Below are 21,892 nucleotides of genomic sequence, written 5' to 3' on the forward strand. Positions count from 1 at the left end.
GCGATGCATCAACATTTGCTTCCCGGTGAACAGCTCTACGCCATCGTGAGTGCGGCCAGCGATGCCAAGCCCCTGACGGCATGGCGAACCCATGCAGGCGGAGCTGCGCTGCACCCCGTTTGGGCTGGCACGGCCTATGCGTCATGGGATGAGGTCATGCCCTACGTCGCCATCGTCGAGCGTGGTAGTCCCTTCCTCGATTGGGTTGCGGCCACCGAATCCACCGATTGGGGTTGGCTGGCCGTCTCGTCCAGCCCGTTGGAAGCGGTGATCGCGCACCTGCAAAGCCTGACCAAGGTGCACCTGCCGGAGGGGCAGGCGGTGTTCTTGCGCTTCTGGGACGGCGCCCAGATGTTGCCGATCATTCAGCACGCGGGTGGGGAAATATTGCCCGTATTCCAGCGTTACCTCATCAATGGCCAGGCACTGAGCGTGGCGACAGGCGCGGTGACGGCCGCCAACACCAGCCCCTGGTGGCAAGTGCCTGCACCACTGTTGGCGCTGCTGGCAGAGCAATCACCGCAGACGCTGATCGACAACCTGCTGCAATGGCTCGAAGAACAGCGCCCCGACCTCTGCGCCGCCTTCACGCCAGCGACCTTGCGCCACAAGGTCGCCCGCTTCGTGGGGAGTTCGCCCATCAGCCATGCAGCGCTGGCCGACTACATTGCTTCAGCGCTGGGTTGAACCCAGGGCCTGCTGCAAGTCTTCGAGCAGGTCTTCAATCGCCTCGATGCCCACCGACAGGCGGATCATTTCCGGTTTCACCCCGGCCTTGGCCTGCTCTTGTTCGTTCATCTGCCGGTGGGTGGTGGAGGCCGGATGGCAGGCCAGGGACTTGGCATCGCCGATATTCACCAGGCGCTTGAAGATTTGCAGCGCGTCGTAGAAGCGCACGCCGGCTTCATAACCGCCCTTCAAGCCAAACGAGAGGATCGCCGAGGGTTTGCCCTGCAGGTATTTCTGCGCCAGGGCGTGGTGCGGATGGTCCGGCAGGCCGGCGTAGCTGACCCATTCCACGTCGCGATGACCTTGCAGGAACTGCGCAACCTTCAAGGCATTTTCGGTGTGGCGCTCCATGCGCAGCGCGAGGGTTTCCAGGCCTTGTAGCAGCAGGAAGGCGTTCATCGGCGCCAGCGCCGCGCCGGTATTGCGCAGCGGCACGGTGCGGGCGCGGGCGATAAAGGCCGCGGGGCCGAATTTCTCGGTGTAGACCACGCCGTGATAGGCCGGCTCGGGGTTGTTGAGGCCGGGGAATTTTTCCGGGTAATCGGTCCAGGGGAATTTGCCGCTGTCGACAATCACGCCGCCCAGGGAGTTGCCATGGCCGCCGATGTATTTGGTCAGCGAATGCACAACGATGTCGGCGCCGAAATGGATTGGTTTGCACAGGATCGGCGTGGCCACGGTGTTGTCCACCATCAGCGGCACGCCACGGGCATGGGCGACGTCGGCCAGGGCTTGCAGGTCGATGATATTGCCTGCCGGGTTGCCGATGCTTTCGCAGTACACCAGCTTGGTGTTGTCGTCGATCAGCTCGGCGATGGCTTGGGCGGAGTCGTCACGGGCGAAGCGCACGTCCACGCCGAAGCTCGGTAGCAAGTGCGCGAACAGGGTGTAGGTGCCGCCGTAGAGCTGCGGCGTGGTGACGATATTGTCGCCGGCACGCGTCAGCGTCTGGATCGCATAGTGGATCGCCGCGCTGCCGGCCGACACGGCCAGGGCCGCGATCCCGCCTTCGAGCGCCGCGATGCGTTGCTCCAGCACGTCGTTGGTGGGGTTCATGATGCGCGTGTAGATATTGCCGGGCACGTCCAGGTTGAACAGGTCGGCACCGTGCTGGGCGTTATCGAACTCGAAGGCGACGTTCTGGTAGATCGGCACGGCGACGGCCTTGGTGGTGGGGTCCGACTTGAAGCCGTGGTGCAGTGCGATGGTGGCGTCTTTCATGATTGTTATTGACCTCCCTGGATAGTGGATTGCCACAATAAATCTGCACCCACCTAAGCATTTAGATTTTTTTCAGCCAGCCACCTGCCTTTGCGGCATAAGCACCGCCTGGCATGCCGCGCTGCACCAAAGCGTGCGTAACAGGTAAACTTCGCCCCCTGCGCAGGAGCAACCATGAATTATCGTCACGCCTTTCACGCCGGCAACCACGCCGATGTCTTCAAACACCTGACCTTGACCCGCCTCATCGCCCTGATGTCGCGCAAGGATCAGCCGTTCACCTACCTCGACACCCACGCCGGGATCGGCCTGTACGACTTGCAGGGCGACCAGGCCAACCGTACCGGTGAATACCTGGAAGGCATTGCGCGCCTGTGGGGCCAAAGTGACCTGCCGCCGCTGACCGCTGATTACATGCGTGTGCTGCACGAGATGAACCCGGATGGCCAGTTGCGCTACTACCCGGGCTCGCCGGAGCTGGCGCGCCGCCTCACGCGGCCACAGGACCGCGTGCTGCTCAATGAAAAGCACCCGGAAGACGGTGTGCTGCTCAAAGACAACATGAAGGGTGATCGCCGCGTCAAAGTGCACCTGGGTGAAGGCTGGCATGTGCCGCGTGCCCTGCTGCCAGTGCCGGAAAAACGCGCGTTGATGCTGATCGACCCACCGTTCGAGAAACTCGACGAGATGCAGCGCTGCGCCGCCTCCCTCAAAGAAGCCGTGACCCGCATGCGCCAGACCGTCGCGGCCATTTGGTACCCGGTGAAGGACCAGCGCATGTTGCGCCGTTTCTATCAGGACCTGGCCGGCACGGGGGCGCCGAAACTGCTGCGTGTGGAGTTGTTGGTGCATCCATTGGATACGCCGAACACCCTGACGGGCTCGGGCCTGGCGATTGCCAATCCGCCGTGGGGCTTGGAAGAGGAGTTGCGTGAACTGCTGCCGTGGTTGTCCAAGCAGCTGGGGCAGACCCAGGGTGGGTGGCAGATGGATTGGTTGATTGCTGAGTAATCAGCTCTAAAGCCAAACACAGAACCCAATGTGGGAGCGGGCTTGTGTGGGAGCGGGCTTGCTCGCGAATACGGAGTGTCAGTCACAGAATCAGTTGACTGATCCACCGCTTTCGCGAGCAAGCCCGCTCCCACATTTGAACTGTGTAAGCCTTAGATCGGGCAGGTCACGCCCGTGCCGCCAATCCCGCAATAACCCTGCGGGTTCTTCGCCAGGTACTGCTGGTGATACGCCTCGGCGAAGTACACCGTCGGCGCTTCGTCGATTTCCGTGGTGATCTCACCCAGCCCGGCCTTGGTCAGCTCTTGCTGATAAGCCTGTGCGCTGGCTTTCGCCGCGTCCAATTGCTCCGGGGTGGTTGCATAGATCACCGAGCGGTACTGGCTGCCGATGTCGTTGCCCTGGCGCATGCCCTGGGTCGGGTTGTGCAGTTCCCAGAACATCTTCAGCAGGTCTTCGTATTTCACTTTGGCCTGGTCATACACCACCAGCACCACTTCGCTGTGGCCGGTTAGGCCCGAGCAGACTTCTTCGTAGGTCGGGTTCGGCGTGAAGCCGCCGGCGTAGCCGACCACGCTGCTGACCACGCCGTCGCGCTGCCAGAACTTGCGCTCGGCGCCCCAGAAGCAACCCAGGCCGAAGATCGCGAAACCGACGTCATCCAGGAAGGGCCCCAGCAATGGGTTGCCGTTGACGAAGTGAGTTTCAGGCAGCGCCATCGGGGTTTCGCGGCCAGGCAAAGCTTGTTCTGCAGTAGGAAGCACGTTTTTATTCACCAGAATTTCCGAGCGCAAGACCATGATCAGTCCTCTCGTCAGGTTGAGTTAGCGGTAAAGATTCAGACAGCCAGTGTGCCCGAGTGTTACCACGCTGTCAGGCGACAGGTCCGCGTGGATAGCGCTTGAGCATAGCAAACAGCTCGGCGCCGGGGATTGGCCGGTCGAACAGGTAGCCCTGGCCGACGTCGCAACGGTGCCGGCGCAGGAACGCCAGCTGTTCAGCGGTCTCGATGCCTTCGGCCACGACCTTGAGCTTGAGGTTGTGGGCCATGGCGATCACTGCCGAGGTGATTTCCATGTCGTCCTGGTTGTCCGGGATTTCATGGATAAAGCTGCGATCGATCTTGATGATGTCGATCGGGAATTTTTTCAAGTAGCTCAGGGACGAGTAGCCGGTGCCGAAGTCGTCCATGGCCAGGGTCAGGCCAAAGCTTTTCAACTGGTCCAGTTGCAGGCGCGTGTCCTCGGTGGCTTCCAGCAGCAAGCCTTCGGTCAGCTCCAGCTCCAACAGGTTGGCCGGCAGGTCTTCTTCCTTGAGGATGGTGGCAATCGAGGCCACCAGGTCCGGGTCGGAGAACTGTTTGGGCGAGAGGTTGATCGCCACCTGCAAGTTGCCCATGCCCGCCGCACTCAGTTGCTTGCTCATGCGGCAGGCCTGGCGCGCGATCCATTTGCCGATGGGGATGATCAAGCCGGTCTCTTCCGCCACGCTGATGAACTGGTCGGGGCGGATCATGCCTTTTTCCGGGTGGTTCCAGCGCAGCAGCGCTTCCATGCCCAGCAAACGCCCGCTGCGCAGGCACAGCTTGGGCTGGTAGAACACGTCCAGCTCGTTCTGGGTCAGGGCGCGGCGCAGGTTGTTTTCCACGAACAGCTTGTAACTGGCTTCGGCGTTGAGCGCTTCGGTGAACACTTGCACCTGGTGCTTGCCGTTGGCCTTGGCCTTGTGCAGGGCCAGGCCGGCGTTGCGCATAAGGGTTTGTGGGTCGCGGCCGTGCAAGGGCGCGCAGGCCAGGCCTACGGAGCCGGTGACGCTGATCAGTTGGTTGTCGACGAACATCGGCTTGTCGAGGGTCGCCAACAGCTGGCTGGCGACTTGCTGGCCGGTTTCCAGGTCGGTGTCGTCGAGCAGCACGGCGAATTCGTTACTGGCGAATCGCGCCAGGCTGCCGCCGGCGCTGAGGCTGTTGCGCAGGCGCCGGGCCAGGCTGATCAGCAGCTTGTCGCCGGTCTGGTGGCCGAGGCTGTCGTTGATGCGCTTGAAGTTGTCGATGTCCACCAGCAGCAGGCTGATCGGGCTGTCGCTGTCGCGGGCAAAGCGTTCGTCGAGATTGCGGATAAACGCCGGGCGGTTGCCCAGGTTGGTCAAATTGTCGGTGTAGGCCAGGCGCTCGATGCGCTGCTGGGCCAGCTTGGTCTGGGTGATGTCTTCGTAGATGCCGATGTAGTGCGTCAGCTCACGGTTGTCGCCGTACACCTTGGAAATCGACAGCTGGCCCCAGTAGGGTTCGAGGTTTTTGCGCCGGCTCTTGAATTCGCCCTGCCAGCTGTTGCTCTTGGCCAGGCTGGAGGGCGCGTCGAACAGCAGCTCGCTGAGGTTCTCCAGCGCCGGCAGTTGCGCCAGGCGGTGGCCGTGGACTTCTTCGGCGCTGTACTGGGTGATCGCGGTAAAGCTCGGGTTGACGTACTCGACCACACCGTCGCAATTGACCAGCAGAAAGGCGTTGGCGCTTTGCTCCACCGCACGCTGGAACAGGTGCAGGGCGCTGGTGGCGGTGCGTCGGTTGTGGTTGTTGATGACTTGCGCAAATTGGTCCGCCAGCTCCCCGGCAAAGGCGATCTCGTCGGCCTGCCAGATACGCGGGCTGCGGCCTTGCTCCAGGCAGAGCACACCGACCACCTGGCCATCTACGCGAATGCTGGCGTCGAGCAGGGCCTGGATGTCCTTGGCGCGCAGCTCTTCGGCCAGCTCGCGGGTGCGCGGGTCGCGCAGGGCGTTGGTGGCGTCGATCGCGCGGCTGCTGTGCAGGGCTTCCAGGTAATCCGGGAAGCCGCTGGCATCGATGGGCTCGGGCACGTAGTGCTGCTGGTCGGCGCGCAGGTAGGCGGCAATCGGCACCAGGCGCTGGTCTTCGAGGTGCCAGATGCGCGCGCTGTCGACCTGGTAGATTTCACAGGCGCTGCGGGTGATCAGCTCGGCGGCTTCCTGCAACGAATTGTTCGCGGTGTAGCGCTGGCGGGCCAGCAGCAGGATCAGCTCCTGTTGGGCGCGCACGCGTTCCAGGTGTTGCAGTTGTTCTTGCTGCGCGCGCTGGTTGAGCTCCAGGGCTATCTGCAGGCGGCTGTTCTGGCTTTCCAGGTCGGCCGTCGGGGCCGTCGTCGAGACTTCGCTGAACAGGCCGTCGACCACCATCAGGTAGCCGCGCAGCAGGTGGCGATTGTGTTGTTTGTAGGCTTCGCCCATTTCCAGCAGGCTCAGCGGGCCGTCGCTGGTGTGCAGGGTGTAGCGCACCAGGTAGTGGGGGCTGTGGCTCAGTTGTTGCTGGATCGCATCATGCAGCTGATAGCGCGCTTGGGGCTCCATCAGGCTGGCGTAGGGGGTGCCGAGCAGGGCACACAGCTCGACCGCCGGCAGGCCGAATTGGCGTTCGCAATTGGGGTCGAGGTAGAGCAGGGCCCAGCTTGCCTCATTCAGCCGCTCGAAACGCAGCATACCGAGGCGCGAAGGCACCGGTAATTGCGTCACTACCTCGGCCGCCATACGGGCGACATCGGGTTGGCTTTTCATGGGGGAAACTCGCTTGGGAAGATGCGCACGGCGCTGGGCTCACGCCCTCTTTTCTGTCGCCTGCGGCAAGGTTGCATCATGCAGCACGCACTGACAAGAGAGGATGAAGGCTAAGTGCTATAAGGGGGTTATCGGCCGCGCGAGGGATTTCTGAAATGGCGGTGATGGAAGGTGTACAAACCTGTTTTGCCTGTCCAGTTATCTAGGCAAAAAAACCGTATACAGGGGGACGCGGAGCGTCCGGGGCGGCGTTACCACGCGGAGCGTGGGAACGATCAAACAGGCAAAAAAAGCCCCGCCAAGTGGCGGGGTTGAGGTACGAGCGTGTGGCGCTCGGAAATCGGTGCAGCCAGGCCTCCCCGATGAAAGGGAGGCCCGTTGAGGCTTACAGCAGGATAGTGCGGATGTCGTTCAGCAACTGGCTCAGGCGCTGCGTGAAGCGTGCAGCAGCGGCGCCGTTGATCACACGGTGATCGTAGGACAGCGACAGTGGCAGCATCAGCTTCGGCTGGAACGCTTTACCGTCCCACACAGGCTGGATAGTGGCCTTGGACACACCCAGGATCGCCACTTCCGGCGCGTTGACGATTGGCGTGAAGCCAGTACCGCCAATGTGCCCGAGGCTGGAGATGGTGAAGCACGCGCCCTGCATGTCGTCCGGGGTGAGCTTTTTGTCGCGGGCCTTGGCCGCCAGTGCAGCAGCCTCAGCGGCAAGCTGCAGCAGGCTCTTCTGGTCGACGTTCTTGATGACCGGTACCAGCAGGCCATCTGGAGTGTCTACCGCGAAACCGATGTTCACGTACTTCTTGCGGATGATCGCCTTGCCGCTTGGTGCCAGCGAAGCGTTGAAGTCCGGCAGTTCCTTGAGCAGGTGCGCGCACGCCTTGAGCAGCAGCGGCAGCACGGTCAGTTTCACGCCGGCCTTCTCGGCCACGGCTTTCTGCGCAATGCGGAAAGCTTCCAGGTCGGTAATGTCGGCCTGGTCGAACTGGGTCACGTGCGGGATGTTCAGGTAGCTGGCGTGCAGGCCGGCCGCGCCGATTTGCATCAGGCGGGTCATCGGCACTTCTTCGGTTTCGCCGAAGCGGCTGAAGTCCACGGTGCGGATCGGCGGAATGCCCGAACCACCGGTAGCGCCGCCGGCAGCCGGAGCTTCCTTGGCTTTGTGCATCATCGCCTTGACGTAAACCTGCACGTCTTCCTTCAGCACGCGGCCGTGGGGGCCGGTGGCTGCGACGGCGTTCAGCTCGACGCCGAACTCACGAGCCAGCTGACGCACGGCAGGGCCGGCGTGAACCTTGGCACCGCTTGGCGCAGGTGCGGCAGCCACTGGAGCCGGAGCGGCCTCAGCTTTTGCAGCAGGAGCCGGAGCAGCAGGCGCCGCTTCAGCCTTGGCCGCTGGAGCAGCCGCCGGAGCTGGAGCCGCAGATGGCGCAGCGCCTTGTACTTTCAACTTGAGGATGAAGTCGCCAGTGCCGACTTCGTCTTCCAGCTTGACCGCGATGCTTTCCACCACGCCGGCAGCCGGCGAAGGGATTTCCATGGAGGCCTTGTCGGACTCCAGGGTGATCAGCGACTGGTCGGCTTCGACGGTGTCGCCGACCTTGACCAGCAGCTCGATGATCTTGGCCTTGCCCGACGAACCGATGTCCGGCACGTGGATGTCCTGGACCGAAGCGGCAGCAGGAGCAGCAGCCGGGGCCGCAGGGGCCTCGGCTGGCTTCTCGGCAGGCGCCGGTGCAGCAGCGGCAGCCGGAGCGGCCGCAGGTGCAGGGGCCGCATCAGCGGCACCTTCGATTTCCAGTTCCAGCAGTTCGTCGCCTTCTTTCAGGCGGTCGCCCAGCTTCACTTTCAGGCTCTTGACCACGCCGGCCTTGGGAGCAGGGATTTCCATGCTCGCCTTGTCCGACTCCAGGGTCAGGATGCTCTGGTCGGCTTCGACGGTGTCGCCGACCTTCACAAACAGCTCGATTACTTCACCTTCACCGCTGCCGATGTCAGGTACGCGAATGAGTTCGCTCACAAAAAGTCTCCTCAGCAGTCCAGTGGGTTGCGTTTTTCCGGGTTGATCCCGAACTTGACGATAGCGTCAGCCACCACCTTAGGTTCGATCTCACCACGGTCAGCCAAGGCTTCCAGGGCTGCCAACACCACGAAGTGACGGTCGACTTCGAAGAAGTGACGCAGCTTCTTGCGGCTGTCACTGCGGCCGAAACCGTCGGTGCCCAGGACTTTGAATTCCTTGGACGGGACCCACTGGCGAATTTGTTCGGCGAACAGCTTCATGTAGTCGGTAGAGGCAATGACTGGACCCTTACGGCCGGCCAGGCACTCTTCGACGTAGCTCTTCGCTGGTTTTTGACCAGGCTTGAGGCGGTTGCTGCGCTCTACGGCCAGGCCGTCGCGACGCAGTTCGTTGAAGCTGGTGACGCTCCACACGTCGGCGCCGACGTTGAACTCTTCACGCAGGATCTTCGCCGCTTCACGCACTTCGCGCAGGATGGTGCCGGAGCCCATCAGCTGTACGTGGTGCGCTGCTTCCTTGGTGTCTTCTTCGAGCAGGTACATGCCCTTGATGATGCCTTCTTCCACGCCAGCCGGCATTGCAGGCTGCTGGTAGGACTCGTTCATCACGGTGATGTAGTAGAAAACGTCCTGCTGCTCTTCGGTCATCTTCTTCATGCCGTCCTGGATGATCACCGCCAGCTCATAGCCGTAGGTTGGATCAAAGGTGCGGCAGTTCGGGATGGTGGCAGCCAGGATGTGGCTGTGACCGTCTTCGTGTTGCAGGCCTTCGCCGTTCAGCGTGGTCCGGCCAGCGGTACCGCCGATCAGGAAGCCACGGGTACGGCTGTCGCCTGCTGCCCAAGCCAGGTCGCCAATACGCTGGAAGCCGAACATCGAGTAGAAGATGTAGAACGGCAGCATCGGCTGGTTGTGGCTGGAGTACGAAGTACCGGCAGCGATGAAGGAGCTCATGGCGCCCGCTTCGTTGATGCCTTCTTCGAGGATCTGGCCCTTCTTGTCTTCTTTGTAGAACATCACCTGGTCTTTATCGACTGGCTCGTAGAGCTGGCCGACGGAGGAGTAGATGCCCAACTGACGGAACATACCTTCCATACCGAAGGTACGGGCTTCGTCCGGGATGATCGGGACGATGCGCGGGCCGATGTCCTTGTCCTTGACCAGCTGCGCCAAGATACGCACGAAGGCCATGGTGGTGGAAATTTCACGGTCGCCCGAACCGTCCAGGATGGCCTTGAGGGTGCTCAAGTCTGGGGTCGGTACGGCAAAGCTGTTGGCGCGGCGCTGTGGCACGAAACCGCCCAGTGCAGTGCGGCGCTCGCTCAGGTAGCGGGCTTCGGCGCTGTTTGGCTCTGGCTTGAAGAACGGCAGGTCTTCCAGCTCTTCGTCCTTGACCGGGATGTCGAAGCGGTCGCGGAACAGCTTCAGGCTTTCAACATCAACTTTCTTGGTGTTGTGCGCAGTGTTCTTCGCTTCGCCGGCACCGGTGCCATAACCCTTGATGGTCTTGGCCAGGATGACGGTCGGTTGTTCTTTGTGGTTCACCGCTTCGTGGTACGCCGCGTAGACCTTGTACGGGTCGTGGCCGCCACGGTTGAGTTTCCAGATTTCGTCGTCGGACAGGTCTGCAACCATCGCCTTGAGTTCTGGCGTGTTGAAGAAGTGTTCACGCACGAACGCGCCGTCTTTGGCTTTGTAGTTCTGGTACTCGCCGTCGATGACTTCGTCCATGCGACGTTGCAGGATGCCGTCGACGTCCTTGGCCAGCAGTGGGTCCCAGAAACGGCCCCAGATGACTTTGGTTACGTTCCACTGAGCACCACGGAACACGCCTTCGAGTTCCTGGATGATCTTGCCGTTGCCGCGAACCGGGCCGTCGAGGCGCTGCAGGTTGCAGTTGATGACGAAGATCAGGTTGTCCAGCTTCTCGCGGCCAGCCAGGGAGATGGCACCCAGGGATTCCGGCTCGTCACACTCGCCGTCGCCCAGGAAGCACCAGACTTTCTGCTTGCCTTCAGGGATGAAGCCACGGGCTTCCAGGTACTTCATGAAACGTGCCTGGTAGATCGCCTGGATCGGGCCCAAGCCCATGGATACAGTCGGGAACTGCCAGAAATCAGGCATCAGCCAAGGGTGCGGGTACGACGACAGGCCGCCACCGTCCACTTCCTGGCGGAAGTTGTTCATCTGGTCTTCGGTGATGCGACCTTCCATGAACGCGCGGGCATAAACGCCTGGCGAGGTGTGGCCCTGGAAGTAGATCAGGTCGCCGCCGTGTTCGTCGGTCGGGGCCTGGAAGAAGTAGTTGAAGCCGATGTCATACAGAGTTGCGCTGGAAGCGAAGCTGGAGATGTGACCGCCCAGGTCCGAATCTTTCAGATTCGTGCGCATTACCATCGCCATGGCGTTCCAACGTACCAGCGAGCGAATGCGGCGTTCCATGAACAGGTCGCCAGGCATGCGTGCTTCGTGGGTAACGGGGATGGTGTTGCGGTATGGCGTGGTGATGGCGTAAGGCAACTGCGAACCGCTGCGGGTTGCGAGTTCGCCCATACGGGTCATCAGGTAGTGAGCACGGTCTTCGCCTTCTTTGTCGAGAACCGATTCCAGGGCGTCCAGCCATTCCTGGGTTTCGACGGGATCGAGGTCTTGCATGGCTTGCTCCAGGGCGGAAAGGCTACCAGAATCGGTTGCCTGAAGTTTGCGACTGGCCTTGTGGGCAGACGACATAAATTCTTGGATGGCCGAAGGTTGCTTCGGCGTCCTGTAGTTTTACTACAAATCGTCGGCCATTTCAGCCTTTCGAATGTATATACGAGTAGTAAAACTACACAAGACCGAGCGTATGGCTCGGTCTGGCTGGTGAGCATAATCGTTAATGTTGATCTTTTGCAGACAAGAAAAGGTAGAAGTTTAATGTTGCCTGCCAATAAGTACGAATTTTCAGCTATTTATAACCTTTGTTCGACAGTCCATCGCCGCGCTGGGTTCTTGCCGTCATCACAACAAGCCAAATACGCGCCGATCAAGGATAGACCATGAGCCTTCCAACGCTGGCCAAACTACCGGCCATCCTCCTGCCTTACGCCAGCCGGGCCGAGCAGTCATTTCGTGACGCCGTAGCCACGCTGGGCGACGATCATGGCCTTTCTGCGTGGTCGCCGCAACGGTGGGCCGACTTCGCCCGCGTGTGTGCGGCCAGCGATTTTGTCATTCAACAGAGTGTTCGTGACCCTTTGATGTTGCTGGAGCTGGTGGCCTGGGGCGAGCTGGACCGGGGTTTCGCCCCCGGCGAGCTGTGCGGGCAGATTGCTGGCGCTGTGCAACAGGTCGAAACAGAAGATGAACTGGGCCGCGTGCTGCGTCGCCAACGCACTCGCCAGCAAGTGCGCATCATCTGGCGCGACCTGACCCGCCAGGCCGACCTGGTGCAAACCTGCCGCGACCTGTCCGACATGGCCGACGCCAGCATCGATCAAGCCTACCAATGGTTGTACCAGCGCCATTGCGCCCAGTTCGGCACACCCACCGGCCGGCGCAGCGGCGAGCCGCAACAAATGGTCATCCTCGGCATGGGCAAGCTCGGCGCGGTGGAGCTGAACCTGTCGTCGGATATCGACCTGATCTTCGCCTACCCCGAAGGCGGCGAAACCGTCGGCGTGAAGCGCGCGCTGGATAACCAGGAGTTCTTTATTCGCCTTGGTCAAAAACTGATCAAGGCCCTCGATCCAATGACTGTCGATGGTTTTGTGTTCCGCGTCGATATGCGCCTGCGTCCTTACGGTTCGTCCGGCTCGCTGGTGCTCAGCTTCAATGCGCTGGAACAGTATTACCAGGACCAGGGCCGCGACTGGGAGCGCTACGCCATGATCAAGGCGCGCGTGGTTGCGGGTGACCAGATCGCCGGTGCGCAACTGCTCGACATGCTGCGCCCGTTTGTCTACCGCCGTTACCTGGACTTTTCCGCCATCGAAGCGCTGCGCACCATGAAGCAGCTGATCCAGCAGGAAGTGCGGCGCAAAGGCATGGCCGACAATATCAAGCTGGGCTCGGGCGGCATCCGCGAGGTGGAATTTATCGCCCAGGCGTTCCAGCTGATCCACGGCGGCCGCGACCTCAGCCTGCAACAGCGTCCCTTGCTCAAGGTGCTCGGCACCCTGGAAGGCCAGGGCTACCTGCCACCGGCGGTGATCGCCGAGTTGCGCGATGGCTACGAATTCTTGCGCTACACCGAGCACGCAATCCAGGCGATTGCCGACCGCCAGACGCAAATGCTCCCGGACACCCCGGAAGACCAGGCGCGCATTGCCTTTATGCTGGGTTTTGCTGACTGGGCTGCGTTCCACGAGCGCTTGATGTACTGGCGCGGCCGGGTGGATTGGCACTTCCGCCAAGTGATCGCCGATCCCGATGAAGAAGAAGGTGAAGAAAGCGAATTGGTCGTGGGCGGCGAGTGGTTGCCGCTGTGGGAAGAATCCCAAGATGAAGAGGCCGCCTGTCGACAGCTGGCAGAAGGCGGTTTCAGTGATGCCGCCAAGGCCCTCAAGGCCCTGGCGGGTCTGCGCAACAGCCCGCAATTGCGCGCCATGCAACGCCTCGGCCGCGAACGCCTGGATGCGTTTATCCCGCGTTTGCTGGCCCAGGCGGTCGAGCACGCCAACCCGGACCTGGTGCTGGAGCGCGTTTTGCCGCTGGTGGAGGCCGTCGCGCGGCGTTCCGCTTATCTGGTGCTTCTCACGGAAAACCCAGACGCCCTGCGTCGCCTGTTGACCCTGTGCGCCGCCAGCCCGTGGATCGCCGAGCAAATTACCCGCTTCCCGTTGCTGCTCGATGAATTGCTCAACGAAGGCCGCCTGTTCAAGCCGCCGCTGGCGCCGGAGCTCGCCGCCGAACTGCGCGAGCGCCTCACGCGCATTCCCGAGGACGACCTGGAACAGCAGATGGAAGCCCTGCGCCACTTCAAACTGGCCCACCGCCTGCGCGTCGCTGCCTCGGAAATCGCCGGCAGCCTGCCGCTGATGAAAGTCAGCGACTACCTGACCTGGCTCGCCGAAGCCATCCTCGAACAAGTGTTGGCCCTGGCCTGGCGCCAGACCGTGGCGCGCCATGGCTCGCCGCAGCGCGTGGACGGCACCCTGTGCGATCCTGGGTTCATCATTGTCGGTTATGGCAAAGTCGGCGGTATCGAACTGGGGCATGGTTCGGACCTGGACCTGGTGTTTATCCACGACGGCGACCCGCAGGCCGAGACCGACGGCGCCAAGCCGATTGATGGCGCGCAGTTCTTCACGCGCCTGGGCCAGCGCATCATTCATCTGCTGACCACCCAGACCAACTCCGGGCAGTTATATGAAGTGGACATGCGCCTGCGACCTTCCGGCGCATCCGGGCTGTTGGTCAGTTCGCTGGGGGCCTTCGAGCGCTATCAGGAAAATGAAGCCTGGACCTGGGAACACCAGGCCCTGATCCGCGCGCGGGTGCTGGTAGGCAGCCAGGACGTGGGGCATGCGTTCGAGCAGGTGCGGGCCAAAGTGCTGGGGCGTGAGCGCGACCTGGCCACGCTGCGTCAGGAGGTCAGCGAGATGCGCGCGAAGATGCGTGACAACCTCGGCACCAAAGGCACCACGGCCGGCACCGGCGCGAATGCCTTCGAAGCCACGGCGCTGTTCGACCTCAAGCAGGACGCCGGAGGTATCGTCGATATTGAATTTATGGTGCAATACGCGGCTTTGGCGTGGTCTGCGCAACATCCATCGTTGCTGCGCTACACCGACAATATCCGCATTCTGGAAGGCCTGGAGCAGGTGGGCTTGATGCCCGCTGCCGATGCCCATCTGCTGCGCGAGGTGTATAAGGCCTACCGTTCCGCCGCGCACCGCCAGGCCTTGCAGAACGAGGCCGGCACGGTGGCCGGGGATCAGTTCGCCGACGAACGGCGCCAGGTGATGCGAATCTGGAAAGAACTGGGGTTAAGCTGATTAATCGAGTGACGCCAATCTAATGTGGAAATCGGCTTTATGTGGGAGCGGGCTTGCTCGCGAAGCAGGCGCTGCGGTCTGTCTGCCAGACCGCGGTGATGCTTTCGCGAGCAAGCCCGCTCCCACAAAAAGCGCGACCTACAGTAATTATCGAGGCGGGGAGGCATAAGCCTCCCCGCATCGTTTGTGGAAACTACATGAATATTCTGATCGTTGGGCCCAGTTGGGTCGGTGACATGGTGATGGCGCAGACACTGTTCCAGTGCCTGAAACAGCGTCATCCCGACTGCCAGATCGACGTGCTCGCCCCTGAGTGGAGCCGCCCGATCCTCGAACGCATGCCCGAAGTGCGCGCGGCCTTGAGCTTTCCGCTCGGCCACGGCGCCCTGGAGCTGGCGACCCGTCGGCGCATCGGCAAATCCCTGGCCGGCAGGTACGACCAGGCCATCCTGCTGCCCAACTCGCTGAAATCGGCGCTGGTGCCGTATTTTGCCGGCATTCCCAAGCGCACCGGCTGGCGCGGCGAGTTCCGCTACGTGCTGCTCAATGACGTGCGCACGCTGGACAAGGCGCGCTACCCGTTGATGATCGAGCGCTTCATGGCCCTGGCCTATGAGCCGGGTGCCGAGCTGCCCAAGCCGTATCCGCGCCCGAGCTTGCAGATCGACCCGGTGAGCCGCGATGCCGCCCTGGCCAAGTTCGGCCTGAGCCTGGATCGCCCGGTGTTGGCGCTGTGCCCGGGCGCCGAGTTTGGCGAGTCCAAGCGCTGGCCGTCGGAGCATTACGCCAAGGTCGCCGAGGCAAAAATCCGCGAAGGCTGGCAGGTGTGGCTGTTTGGTTCGAAGAAGGATCACCCGGTGGGCGAAGACATTCGCCAACGCCTGATCCCCGGCCTGCGCGAAGAGGCGGTGAACCTCAGTGGCGACACGTCGCTGGCCGAGGCCATCGACCTGCTGTCCTGCGCCGATTCGGTGGTGTCCAACGACTCCGGCCTGATGCACGTCGCGGCGGCCCTGAACCGCCCGTTGGTGGCGGTGTACGGCTCCACGTCGCCGGGTTTCACCCCGCCGCTGGCCGACAAGGTCGAAGTGGTGCGCCTGGGCCTGGAATGCAGCCCGTGTTTTGATCGTACTTGCCGTTTCGGCCACTACAACTGCATGCGCCAGTTGCTGCCGCAGCCGGTCAACGAAGCCTTGCAGCGGTTGCAAGGCTCTGTGGTCGAGGTCCGATAGTTTGCGCGTCCTGGTAATCAAGACCTCATCCCTGGGCGACGTGATCCACGCCTTGCCGGCACTCACTGATGCCGCGCGGGCGATCCCCGGCATTCAATTCGACTGGGTGGTAGAAGAAGGCTTCGCCGAGATTCCTACCTGGCACCCGGCGGTCGACAAGGTGATCCCGGTGGCGATTCGCCGCTGGCGCAAAAACATCTGGCAGACCATCAAGAGTGGCGAGTGGCGGCGCTTCAAGCAGCGTGTCCAAGCGACCAAATATGACTTGGTGATCGACGCCCAAGGCCTGCTGAAAAGCGCCTGGCTGACCCGCTACGTGCGCGCGCCAGTGGCCGGTTTCGACAAGAACTCTGCCCGTGAGCCGATGGCCGCACGCTTCTATTCCCGACGCCTGGCCGTGGCCCGTGGCCAACACGCGGTGGAGCGCCTGCGCCAACTGTTTGCCGTAGCCCTCGGTTATGACCTGCCCAAGGGCTTGGGTGACTACGGCCTGAGCGTCGAAAAGCTGCTCGGCCTGCCGCCGAAAAAGCCCTTCGTCCTGCTGCTGCACGGCACCACCTGGGACACCAAGCACTGGCCCGAAGCCTACTGGCGCGAGCTGGCCGAACGCATGGGCCGCCTCGGTGTGGACGTGAAACTGCCGTGGGGCAACGCCGCCGAAAAAGCCCGCGCCGACCGCCTGGCTTACGGCCTGCCAAACGCCGAAGTGCTGCCCAAGCTGAACCTGGCCGGCGTCGCCCGCGTGCTGGCCGGCGCTCGCGCCTGTGTAGCAGTGGACACTGGCCTCGGTCACCTGGCGGCCGCGTTGGACGTGCCGACCATTTCCCTGTTCGGCCCCACCAACCCGGGCCTGACCGGCGCCTACGGCAAGGGCCAGATTCACCTGGGCAGCGACTTCCCTTGCGCGCCCTGCCTGCAAAAGCAATGTACCTATCAACCGACGGCCGACGACCTGCGTCGGTTCGACCTCAAGCGCGAGTCGCCCCTGTGCTTCACGCGCCTGAACCCTGAGCGTGTGGCCAGCCGACTGAGCACGTTGTTATTGGCTGAGGAGCTGCACTGATGCAACTGGCTTTCGTTTTGTACAAATACTTCCCCTTCGGTGGCTTGCAGCGCGACTTCATGCGCATCGCCCTGGAGTGCCAGCAGCGCGGCCACCAGATCCGCGTGTACACGCTGATCTGGGAAGGCGATATCCCGCCCGGCTTCGAGGTGCTGGTGGCGCCGGTCAAGGCGTTCTTCAACCATCGGCGCAACGAGAAACTCAGCGCCTGGATGGCCGCCGACCTGGCCAAACGCCCGGTGGATCGCCTGATCGGCTTCAACAAAATGCCCGGCCTGGACGTGTACTACGCCGCCGATGGCTGCTTTGAAGACAAGGCACAAAACCTGCGCCATTCGCTGTACCGCTATTTTGGCCGCTACAAGCACTTCGCCGAGTACGAGCGCGCGGTGTTTGCCAAGGACGCCAAGACCGAAGTGCTGATGATTTCCGAAGTGCAGCAGCCGCTGTTCATCAAGCATTACGACACGCCGCTGGAACGCTTCCACCTGCTGCCGCCGGGCATTGCCCAGGACCGTCGCGCACCGCCGAATGCGGCCGAAATCCGCGAAGGTTTCCGCAAGGAATTCAACCTCGCTGACGACGATCTGCTGCTGGTGCAGATCGGCTCCGGCTTCAAGACCAAGGGCGTCGACCGCAGCCTCAAGGCCGTGGCCGCGCTGCCGGCGGAGCTGAAAAAACGCACGCGCCTGTTTGTAATCGGCCAGGACGACCCCAAGGTATTCCAACTGCAAAGCGCCACGCTGGGCTTGGGGGACAACGTGCAGTTCCTCAAGGGCCGCAGTGATATCCCGCGTTTCCTGCTGGGCGCCGACCTGTTGATCCACCCGGCGTACAACGAAAACACCGGCACCGTGTTGCTCGAAGCCCTGGTGGCCGGGTTGCCGGTGCTGGTCTCGGCCGTGTGCGGTTATGCCCACTACATCGCCGAGGCCGACTGCGGCAAAGTGCTGGATGAGCCGTTCGAACAAACGCAGCTCAACACGTACCTGGCGCAAATGCTCAGCGACACTGCACAGCGCGCGGCCTGGGGCCGCAATGGGTTGGCCTTCGCCGAGACGGCCGACCTCTACAGCATGCCGCAGCACGCTGCGGATGTGATTCTGGCGGAGCCGAAACGATGAAGTTGATTCTTGCCGAACCGTTCCAGACGTTATGGGCCGGGCGTGACGCCTTTGCCGAAGTCGAGAAACTGCAAGGCGAAGTATTCCGTGAACTGGCAGCGCGGCGCACATTGCGTACCGTGGTCGAGGGCCGTCCGTATTTCGTGAAGATCCACCGGGGCATCGGCTGGGGCGAGATCTTCAAGAACCTGATCACCGCCAAGCTGCCGGTACTCGGCGCGGGCCTGGAGTGGGCGGCGATCCATCGCCTGCAAGCCCTCGGCGTGCCGACCATGACCGGCGTGGCGTTTGGCGAAAAGGGCAGCAACCCGGCGGACCAGCACTCGTTCATCATCACCGAAGAGCTGGCGCCCACCGTCAGCCTGGAAGACTTGACCGTCAACTGGGTCGCCGAACCGCCGGCACCGGCGCTGCGCCATGCACTCACCGCCGAGCTGGCGCGCATGGTCGGCGATATGCACCGTGGCGGCGTGAACCATCGCGACTGCTACCTGTGCCACTTCCTGCTGGACACCGCGAAGCCCATCGACGCGAAAGACATCAATCTGTCGGTGATCGACCTGCACCGCGCCCAATTGCGTAACCATCTGCCGCTGCGCTGGCGCGACAAGGACTTGTCCGCGCTGTACTACTCGGCGCTGGAAATCGGCCTGACCCGACGCGACAAGTTGCGCTTCCTCAAAGGCTACTTCCGCCAGCCGCTGCGCCAGATCCTCGCCGAGCAATCGGCGTCCCTGAGCCTGATGCAGCGCAAGGCCGACAAGCTCTACGCGCGCAAGCAACGTTACGGGGATGCGATCTGATGGCGGGTTGGAACCTGGAACCGGCCTACGCCAACCTGGCGGATGATTTTGGCAGCCTTGAGGCGGTGTTCGCCCTGCAAGGCGAGCAACTGACCCACGACCCGCTGTCGGAAGTGATTCGCGTCGAGCGCGGCGGGGTCAATTACTACGTCAAGCGCTACACCGGCGCCGGCAAGGGCTTGCGCCGTTACCTGGGCAAGCCGCGGGTCAAGTCCGAATGGCAGAACCTCAAGCGCTTCGCCAAGTGGGGCATTCCCACCGCCGACGTGGTCGCCTGGGGTCTGGAGCGCAACGGCCTGGCCTATGACCGTGGCGCGATGATCACCCGCGAATTGCCGCGCACCGAAGATTTGTCGGTGCTCGCCGACCGCGACGATGCACGCCTGCACGATCCGAAGTGGGTCGATGCGGTCAGCCGCCAGCTCGCCGAATACACGCGCACCATGCACGACCACCGCTTCACCCATAACGACTTGAAGTGGCGCAACCTGTTGATCGACGACCAGCAGACCCTGTACCTGATCGATTGCCCCAACGGCGATTTCTGGCGCGGGTTCTGGCTCAAGTACCGCATCACCAAGGACCTGGCCTGCCTCGACAAGGTGGCCAAATATCACCTGTCAGCCACCCAGCGCCTGCGTTTCTACATGCAATACCGTCAGCGCCGTCACCTGAGCGCGTCGGACAAACAGCGGATTCGCCACGTGGTGAAGTTTTTTGAGGGGCGCGAATGACTGACTTCCTGGCGGCCGAGGACCGTGCGCTGCTGGAGCGCCACGGCCTGGCCACGTTTGACGCGCTGTGGGCCAAGCAACTCGACGCAGTGGATGAACCGAACACCAGCCGTGGTGGCTGGAGCAGCGTGTTTCGCCTGGAGCTCGACGGCCACGGTTATTACCTCAAGCGCCAGAGCAACTACCTGACGCGCAGCCTGCACCGGCCGTTTGGCGAGCCGAGTTTCTCCCGCGAATTTCGCAATATCAGCCGTTACCGCAAACTCGGCATCCCGGCGTTGCAGGCGGCGTTCTACGGCGAGCGCAAAGTGGCCGGTGAGCACCGCGCGATGCTGCTGACCCGCGCGCTCGACGGCTGGAATGACCTGGATTCATTGCTCGACGAGTGGCCGCAACTGAGCGACGCCCAGCACGGCGCGATCCTGTTGGCTTGCGGCCAACTGGCGCGTCGGTTGCACAGCGTCGGCCAGGTGCACGGCTGTTTTTATCCCAAGCATATTTTCCTGCAGGCCACCGGCGACGGTTACGCCGCGCAGTTGATCGACCTGGAGAAAACCCGCCCGCTGCTGTTCGGCTGGCGTGATCGGGTCAAGGACTTGGAGCCGTTGTTGCGTCGCGCACCACAATGGTCTGATGCGCAGGTGCGCCAACTGTTGGCGGCGTACCTCGATCAACCCGAGGACAGTGCGCTGGTCGCCACGTGGTACCAGCGCCTGAGCGCCCGTCGTAGCCACAAGGAAAACCGTTGATGCGTTTGTCCGAGCTGAAAACTGCCGGTCGTACTCCCACGTTGCCGCTGACGATTGAGTTGGCCGATGCGGCGGGTCCTGGCCAGTTGCAACTGCTCAGCCTGTTGCGCGTATTGCCGGGCGAGCGTTATGTGGGCGCAGCGGTATGGCGCGGGCGTCCGGTGCTGGCCAAATTGTTGGTGGGCAGCAAGGCGGCGCGGCATTTTCAGCGTGAACTGACCGGCGTGCGCCTGCTCGCCGAGCAAGGCCTGACCACGCCGCAGTTGCTGGCCGATGGCTTGCAGGAAGGCGAGGGCGGCTGGCTGCTGTTCGAATTTATTGATGGCGCGCAAAGCCTGGCGGATGCCTGGCAGGCCGTCGAAGGTTTGCCGCCGCTGGCCGACGAACAAACCGCCGTGCTCGCCGAGGCGCTGGGCGCGATTGCGCAGATGCACGCCAAGGGTCTGTGGCAGGAAGACCTGCACCTGGACAACCTGCTGCGCCAGGACGGCAAGCTGTATTTGATCGACGGCGCGGGGATTCGCGTTGAAGAGGCGGGCAAACCGCTGTCGCGCAACCGCGTGTTGGAAAACCTCGGTGTGTTTTTCGCCCAACTGCCGAAAAACCTCGCACCGTTCACCGAAGAGTTGCTGGTGTACTACCTGCTGAGCAACGGCGAACACGCCTTGCCGCTAGAGGCCCTGGAGAAACAGGTGCGCAAGGTCAGCGCCTGGCGATTAAAGGACTTCCTCAACAAAGTCGGACGCGAGTGCACCCTGTTCAGCGTGTTGCGCGGGCCGTTTGCCTTGCGTGCGATCCGTCGCGAAGAAGAGGCGGCGATGCTGCCGGTACTGGCGCAGGCCGATGCCTTGCTCGACCAGGGCCATCTGTTCAAGACGGGCGGCGCGGCCACCGTGGCCAAGGTCGATGTGGCGGGTCGTCCGCTGGTGATCAAGCGCTACAACATCAAGGGCTTCGCCCATTGGCTCAAGCGCTTCTGGCGCCCAAGCCGGGCCTGGCATTCCTGGCGCGAGGGCAATCGCCTGGCGTTCCTCGGCATCGCCACACCCAAGCCGCTGGCGGTACTGGAAAAGCGTTTTTTCTGGTTGCGCAGCCGGGCTTACCTGATCACCGAGCACCTGGCAGGGCCGGACATCATCGAGCGTTTTGCACCTTATGTTGAGCAGGGCGATGCGCCGGAAAGCGAACTGCTGGCCCTCGACCACCTGTTTGCCGAGCTGATCCGCGAGCGCATCAGCCATGGCGATTTCAAGGGGCATAACCTGTTCTGGGACACGGATCGCTGGTCGCTGATCGACCTGGACGCCATGCGCCAGCACAGCAGCGACACCAGCTTTGCTCAGGCGTATGCGAAGGACCGTGCGCGGTTTATGCGGAACTGGGCGCCGGAGAGTGCGTTGTACAAGCTCATCGATCAGCGACTGCCAGTGCAGGCCTGATCGCGGCTTAAAGGGTTGAGCAGATCATTGTGGGAGCTGGCTTGCCTGCGATAGCGGCGTGCCAGCTTGCACATCAGCGACTGATACACCGCTATCGCAGGCAAGCTGAACTGGTCCAGTAATTTCGGACATTCTTTTCGGTTCTCACGCCGCTAACTTTTCTGCTGCTATTGGCGAATGGTATCCGTTGTAGCTGTGGCGCCTTACGCTGTTGTAG

General features: G+C 62.4%; 15 protein-coding genes. 10 read left to right on the forward strand and 5 right to left on the reverse strand.

Features of this window, described 5'->3' with window-relative positions:
* Window positions 1–3: 3 nt before the first annotated feature.
* Window positions 4–687, forward strand: coding sequence for a DUF4123 domain-containing protein (locus tag ACU688_RS23485; RefSeq protein WP_448186548.1), 684 nt, complete (start codon window positions 4–6; stop codon window positions 685–687).
* Here the strand turns inward: ACU688_RS23485 and ACU688_RS23490 are convergent.
* On the reverse strand, window positions 673–1,950 hold the full coding sequence (locus tag ACU688_RS23490; protein ID WP_448186549.1) for an O-acetylhomoserine aminocarboxypropyltransferase/cysteine synthase family protein: 1,278 nt from the start codon (window positions 1,948–1,950) through the stop codon (window positions 673–675). The two genes, ACU688_RS23485 and ACU688_RS23490, sit on opposite strands and share 15 nt — an antisense overlap.
* Window positions 1,951–2,124: 174 nt before the next feature.
* On the opposite strand from ACU688_RS23490, the gene ACU688_RS23495 reads away from it, so the two are divergent.
* The gene (locus ACU688_RS23495; protein WP_448186550.1) at window positions 2,125–2,961 is read left to right on the forward strand and encodes a 23S rRNA (adenine(2030)-N(6))-methyltransferase RlmJ; all 837 of its coding nucleotides are present in this window, start codon (window positions 2,125–2,127) and stop codon (window positions 2,959–2,961) included.
* Window positions 2,962–3,113: 152 nt separating this feature from the next.
* Here ACU688_RS23495 and msrA read toward each other — a convergent pair whose 3' ends face one another.
* The 4 genes from msrA to aceE all read right to left on the reverse strand — a co-directional run bounded on the left by msrA (window position 3,114) and on the right by aceE (window position 11,208).
* On the reverse strand, window positions 3,114–3,761 hold the full coding sequence (gene msrA / locus ACU688_RS23500; RefSeq protein ID WP_017734898.1) for a peptide-methionine (S)-S-oxide reductase MsrA: 648 nt from the start codon (window positions 3,759–3,761) through the stop codon (window positions 3,114–3,116).
* A 73-nt stretch (window positions 3,762–3,834) separates the two neighbouring features.
* Window positions 3,835–6,528 carry a putative bifunctional diguanylate cyclase/phosphodiesterase gene (locus tag ACU688_RS23505; RefSeq protein ID WP_448186551.1) on the reverse strand — a complete coding sequence of 898 codons (2,694 nt, stop codon included), beginning with the start codon at window positions 6,526–6,528 and terminating at the stop codon, window positions 3,835–3,837.
* A gap of 385 nt (window positions 6,529–6,913) precedes the next feature.
* The gene (gene aceF, locus ACU688_RS23510) at window positions 6,914–8,551 is read right to left on the reverse strand and encodes a dihydrolipoyllysine-residue acetyltransferase (RefSeq protein WP_448186552.1); all 1,638 of its coding nucleotides are present in this window, start codon (window positions 8,549–8,551) and stop codon (window positions 6,914–6,916) included.
* Between the two features lie 11 nt (window positions 8,552–8,562).
* Complete coding sequence (gene aceE / locus ACU688_RS23515) at window positions 8,563–11,208, reverse strand: pyruvate dehydrogenase (acetyl-transferring), homodimeric type (protein WP_448186553.1); 2,646 nt, start codon at window positions 11,206–11,208, stop codon at window positions 8,563–8,565.
* 383 nt (window positions 11,209–11,591) lie between these two features.
* Between aceE and glnE the strand changes: the two genes are divergently transcribed.
* The 8 genes from glnE to ACU688_RS23555 all read left to right on the forward strand — a co-directional run bounded on the left by glnE (window position 11,592) and on the right by ACU688_RS23555 (window position 21,675).
* Complete coding sequence (glnE, locus tag ACU688_RS23520) at window positions 11,592–14,531, forward strand: bifunctional [glutamate--ammonia ligase]-adenylyl-L-tyrosine phosphorylase/[glutamate--ammonia-ligase] adenylyltransferase (RefSeq protein ID WP_448186554.1); 2,940 nt, start codon at window positions 11,592–11,594, stop codon at window positions 14,529–14,531.
* Window positions 14,532–14,728: 197 nt separating this feature from the next.
* Window positions 14,729–15,763 carry a lipopolysaccharide heptosyltransferase II gene (gene waaF / locus ACU688_RS23525; RefSeq protein ID WP_448186555.1) on the forward strand — a complete coding sequence of 345 codons (1,035 nt, stop codon included), beginning with the start codon at window positions 14,729–14,731 and terminating at the stop codon, window positions 15,761–15,763.
* Between the two features lies 1 nt (window position 15,764).
* Complete coding sequence (waaC, locus tag ACU688_RS23530) at window positions 15,765–16,826, forward strand: lipopolysaccharide heptosyltransferase I (RefSeq protein ID WP_448186556.1); 1,062 nt, start codon at window positions 15,765–15,767, stop codon at window positions 16,824–16,826.
* Entirely contained in the window at window positions 16,826–17,950 is a 1,125-nt protein-coding gene (locus ACU688_RS23535; RefSeq protein ID WP_448186557.1) for a glycosyltransferase family 4 protein, read from the forward strand. The genes waaC and ACU688_RS23535 overlap by 1 nt, the downstream gene beginning before the upstream one ends.
* Window positions 17,947–18,753: a lipopolysaccharide core heptose(I) kinase RfaP gene (gene rfaP, locus ACU688_RS23540; RefSeq protein WP_448186558.1), complete on the forward strand. Its 807-nt coding sequence runs from the start codon at window positions 17,947–17,949 to the stop codon at window positions 18,751–18,753. Before ACU688_RS23535 ends, rfaP begins: the two co-directional genes overlap by 4 nt.
* Window positions 18,753–19,487 carry a lipopolysaccharide kinase InaA family protein gene (locus tag ACU688_RS23545; protein WP_448186559.1) on the forward strand — a complete coding sequence of 245 codons (735 nt, stop codon included), beginning with the start codon at window positions 18,753–18,755 and terminating at the stop codon, window positions 19,485–19,487. Before rfaP ends, ACU688_RS23545 begins: the two co-directional genes overlap by 1 nt.
* The gene (locus tag ACU688_RS23550) at window positions 19,484–20,236 is read left to right on the forward strand and encodes a lipopolysaccharide kinase InaA family protein (protein WP_448186560.1); all 753 of its coding nucleotides are present in this window, start codon (window positions 19,484–19,486) and stop codon (window positions 20,234–20,236) included. Before ACU688_RS23545 ends, ACU688_RS23550 begins: the two co-directional genes overlap by 4 nt.
* Window positions 20,236–21,675 carry a lipopolysaccharide kinase InaA family protein gene (locus ACU688_RS23555; protein WP_448186561.1) on the forward strand — a complete coding sequence of 480 codons (1,440 nt, stop codon included), beginning with the start codon at window positions 20,236–20,238 and terminating at the stop codon, window positions 21,673–21,675. Before ACU688_RS23550 ends, ACU688_RS23555 begins: the two co-directional genes overlap by 1 nt.
* Window positions 21,676–21,892: the final 217 nt, after the last annotated feature.

Source organism: Pseudomonas acericola (SeqCode) (assembly GCF_053456465.1).